The organism is Vibrio sp. V43_P6S15P86 (genome assembly GCF_009904725.1).
Classification (GTDB): Bacteria; Pseudomonadota; Gammaproteobacteria; order Enterobacterales; family Vibrionaceae; genus Vibrio; species Vibrio diabolicus.
On the sequence record NZ_WXWT01000378.1, the window covers coordinates 1 to 3882 of the forward strand.

The 3882-nt window shown below is 46.1% G+C and carries 3 protein-coding genes; 1 reads left to right on the forward strand and 2 read right to left on the reverse strand.

Translation table 11 applies throughout. The features are described from left to right. Positions 1 to 4 precede the first annotated feature (4 nt). Positions 5 to 454: a CBS domain-containing protein gene (locus CAG69_RS17130; protein ID WP_005391583.1), complete on the forward strand. Its 450-nt coding sequence runs from the start codon at positions 5 to 7 to the stop codon at positions 452 to 454. 124 nt (positions 455 to 578) lie between these two features. Here the strand turns inward: CAG69_RS17130 and aceA are convergent, their stop codons facing one another. Continuing rightward, complete coding sequence (gene aceA / locus CAG69_RS17135; protein ID WP_005391585.1) at positions 579 to 1892, reverse strand: isocitrate lyase; 1314 nt, start codon at positions 1890 to 1892, stop codon at positions 579 to 581. Between the two features lie 120 nt (positions 1893 to 2012). Then, entirely contained in the window at positions 2013 to 3641 is a 1629-nt protein-coding gene (gene aceB, locus CAG69_RS17140; protein ID WP_161445328.1) for a malate synthase A, read from the reverse strand. Positions 3642 to 3882: the final 241 nt, after the last annotated feature.

Genomic DNA, 3882 nt, shown 5'->3' on the forward strand with positions numbered 1-3882 from the left:
TTCTATGATCAAGGTTGAAGACATGATGACTCGTAATCCTCATACCTTACTGCGCACGCACACCTTGCGTGATGCAAAAAGCATGATGGATGCGCTTGATATTCGACATATTCCGGTTGTTGATGCCAATAACCACTTACAAGGCTTGGTGACTCAACGCGACATTCTTGCTGCTCAAGAATCGAGCTTGCACCCAGATGAGGCTGAACAATCTTTTACTCTAGATACACCGCTCTACGAAATGATGCACACTAACATCATGACTGCCGAACCCATCGCGGGGCTTAAAGAGAGCGCTATCTACATGCAAAAGCACAAAGTTGGCTGTTTACCTGTTGTCACCAAGGGTCGATTGGTAGGCATCATTACTGACAGTGACTTTGTGACCATTGCGATTAACTTATTGGAACTGCAAGAAGAAGTGGAACCCGAAGAAATCGAGCCAGAAGAATAATACGCAAACGCGTTATCTTGGGTGTAAATTTCGTTTCTTAAACGTTTTAAACGAAAAAAGAGCGGCAGGGTTGCCGCTCAAAATGCCATTACTGACGCTGATTAAGGAAGTATTTCTCTGCCAATTAGAATTGGTCTTCTTCGGTCGAACCTGTCAATGCGGTCACTGAAGAGTTACCACCTTGGATAGTATTGGTCATTCTATCGAAGTAACCTGTACCTACTTCTTGTTGGTGTGCAACAAATGTATAGCCTTTTTCTGCCGCCTGGAATTCAGGACGCTGAACTTTCTCAACATAATGACGCATACCTTCACCTTGAGCGTAAGCGTGCGCCAGTTCGAACATGTTGAACCACATGTTGTGAATACCTGCTAGCGTGATGAATTGGTACTTGTAGCCCATATCTGCCAACTCTTGTTGGAACTTAGCAATGGTTTCTGCATCTAGGTTTTTCTCCCAGTTGAATGAAGGCGAGCAGTTGTACGCCAACAATTGATCTGGGTATTCAGCGTGAATTGCTTCTGCAAACTTACGTGCTTCTTCCAAACATGGCGTAGCCGTTTCACACCAAATCAAATCTGCATATGGTGCGTAAGCCAGGCCACGAGAAATCGCTTGGTCGATACCAGCGCGAACGCGGTAGAAACCTTCTTGAGTGCGCTCACCTTCAATAAAATCTTTATCATATGGGTCGCAATCTGAAGTAATGAGATCCGCCGCATTCGCATCAGTACGAGCAATAACCAAGGTTGTTGTACCCGCCACATCAGCAGCCAAACGAGCAGCAACCAGTTTTTGCACCGCTTCTTGCGTTGGAACTAATACCTTGCCGCCCATGTGGCCACACTTTTTCACCGATGCTAGCTGGTCTTCAAAGTGAACGCCCGCTGCGCCTGCCTCGATCATCGATTTCATGAGCTCGTAAGCGTTAAGCACACCACCAAAGCCCGCTTCAGCATCCGCTACGATTGGTAGGAAGTAGTCAATACCACCTTCATCTTCAGGCGATTTACCTGCTGACCATTGGATTTGGTCTGCACGACGGAACGAGTTATTGATGCGTTTTACTACTGACGGTACAGAATCGACTGGGTATAGAGACTGGTCAGGATACATCGTCGAAGCGGTGTTGTTGTCCGCCGCTACCTGCCAACCAGATAGGTAAATCGCTTCAATACCAGCTTTAGCTTGTTGAACAGCTTGGCCGCCAGTTAACGCACCAAGACAGTTTACGTAACCTTTTTTCGCGCTACCGTTGACCAGTGACCAAAGTTTGTCTGCACCACGTTGTGCAATTGTGTTAGCTGGTACCATAGAGCCACGCAGTTCCACCACTTCCTCAGCAGTGTATGTACGCTTTACATTTTTCCAGCGCGGGTTAGTTGCCCAGTCTTTTTCCAGAGCTTCAATTTGTTGGCGGCGAGTTAAGTTAGTCATTGGTCTATCCCTCTTTATAATTTGCACTTTATGCGTGTGCGTTGAGTTTCCGTTCTCAGGCAGTACTTCCCTATCTGCCTTGAAAATCCTTCACGTTATTGGTGTTACAGTTATTCTTTATTAATCCAGGTAGTCATAACCAGGAACTGTTAAAAAGTTGGTCAGCTCATCGCTCGTCGTGAGCCTTGCCATCAAGCCTGCCGCTTCTTCAAATCGACCCGCTTGGTAGCGCTGCTCGCCAATTTCTTGTTTCACTACTTCAATCTCTTCTTTTAGATAGAGCTCGAACAGATCCTTAGTGACCTTCAATCCGTTATCTAGCGACTTGCCGTGTTGAATCCATTGCCAGATAGAAGCGCGAGAGATTTCAGCTGTCGCCGCATCTTCCATCAAGCCATAAATCGGTACACAACCATTACCAGAAATCCAAGCTTCGATGTATTGCAGCGCAACACGAATATTGTGGCGCATTCCGGCTTCTGTACGCTCGCCTTCACAAGGCTCGAGTAGTTCAGCCGCTGTAATAGGTGCATCCTCTGAACGACTCACATCCAATTGATTGGTGCGCTCGCCCAGTACAGCACTAAAAACTTCCATCGCGGTGTCAGCCAAACCTGGATGAGCTACCCAAGTACCGTCGTGACCGTTGTTTGCTTCTAGCGATTTGTCAGTCTGGATCTTGTCTAATACTTTTTGATTCTCTTGCGGGTCTTTCGCTGGGATAAAGGCGGCCATTCCTCCCATCGCGAAAGCACCTCGTTTATGACAAGTACGCACCAATAATCGCGAGTAAGCGTTCAAGAATGGCTTATCCATCGTAACCACTTGGCGATCTGGCAGTACGCGTTCTGAGTGCTTCTTCAAGGTTTTGATGTAGCTAAAGATGTAATCCCAGCGACCACAGTTCAAACCAACAATGTGTTCTTTAAGCGAGAACAGAACCTCATCCATTTCGAATACGGCTGGTAAAGTTTCAATCAGCACAGTCGCTTTGATGGTGCCTGTATCAAGACCGAAATAGTCTTCCGTGAAATGGAACACTTCGCTCCACCACTTCGCTTCGTGATGCGATTGCAGTTTTGGAAGGTAGAAATAAGGGCCGCTGCCTTTTTGAAGTAACGCTTTGTAGTTGTTATAGAAGTACAGAGCGAAATCGAATAGCGCACCTGGAATGATCTGACCGTGCCACGTAACGTGTTTTTCTTTTAAATGAAGGCCGCGAACACGGCAGATCAACACCGCTGGGTCATCTTCCAGCTGATAATGCTTGCCATTGCCAGGGTTGGTGTAACTGATGGTTCCATTCACGGCATCGCGTAAATTCACTTGCCCATCCAGCACTTTACTCCATGCTGGAGACATTGAATCTTCGAAGTCTGCCATGAACACTTTTACATTCGCATTCAGTGCGTTAATCACCATCTTGCGATCAGTTGGTCCGGTAATCTCCACACGGCGATCTTGCAGATCTTGTGGGATTCCCAGGATCTTCCAGCTTCCTTCACGGATGTCTTGTGTCTCTGGTAAAAAGTCTGGCAGCTCACCTGCATCGATACGCGCTTGCTTCTCTTCTCGTGCTTCCATCAACTGCTCAACACGTCCGGCAAATTTTTCACACAGCAGAGATAAAAAGGTTTGGGCTTCAACAGGGAAAATTGCTTGATGTTCTGGAGCAACGACTCCATTCACCTCAAGCATGCCTTGGGTTTGCTTTAGTTGTTGTGTTTTTTGTTCTGTCTGAGCAAGCATAATCATTCATCCTTAACGTGCTTTATCCATCTTGGGCAGTCAGCGTAAAGCTACATTTGTAAGTTATGAACAACAAATTACATCCTTTAACTTTGTGTTCAACTCGTCTAACCATGTCGATAGATTGCGTAATGTTATGTGTATTTTCAATCTAGACATAAGTCTTATCGGCCTTTAAATAAGCTATCTCAACAAAGGGTTTGACGAAACCCCCAAGATAAACAAAACAGAAAATTCGAAG

What these genes read in the sequence shown, in the direction of transcription:
- CAG69_RS17130 (WP_005391583.1), top strand. Translation starts at nt 5, where the DNA reads ATGATCAAGGTTGAAGACATGATGACTCGTAATCCTCATACCTTACTG.
- aceA (WP_005391585.1), bottom strand. Translation starts at nt 1,892, where the DNA reads ATGACTAACTTAACTCGCCGCCAACAAATTGAAGCTCTGGAAAAAGAC.
- aceB (WP_161445328.1), bottom strand. Translation starts at nt 3,641, where the DNA reads ATGCTTGCTCAGACAGAACAAAAAACACAACAACTAAAGCAAACCCAA.